This window comes from Vibrio sp. SG41-7, from assembly GCF_014164465.1.
Taxonomy (GTDB): domain Bacteria; phylum Pseudomonadota; class Gammaproteobacteria; order Enterobacterales; family Vibrionaceae; genus Vibrio; species Vibrio splendidus.
Map to the genome: position 1 here is coordinate 1 of NZ_JACJFF010000376.1, position 326 is coordinate 326.

The 326-nt window shown below is 49.4% G+C and carries 1 pseudogene; it reads right to left on the reverse strand.

Features of this window, described 5'->3' with window-relative positions:
• Positions 1-326, reverse strand: a pseudogene (locus H5300_RS27200) (electron transport complex subunit RsxC); the annotation flags it as partial.

Consider the following 326-nt stretch of genomic DNA (forward strand, 5'->3'; position numbering starts at 1 on the left):
GCCGCAGCGACAGCATCTTTCTTAGCATCGCCAGAACTTTTAACCGGTACTTCACTTTCGGTTTGAGTAGCTGATTCTGCTTGTTGAGCTTTCTTGGCTTTAGCACGAGCAATAGCCGCAGCGACTGCATCTTTCTTGGCATCGCCAGAGCTTTCAACCGGAGCTTCACTTTCGGTTAGAGTAGCTGACTCCGCTTGTTGAGCTTTCTTGGCTTTAGCGCGAGCAATGGCCGCAGCGACAGCATCTTTCTTAGCATCGCCAGAACTTTTAACCGGTACTTCACTTTCGGTTTGAGTAGCTGATTCTGCTTGTTGAGCTTTCTTGGC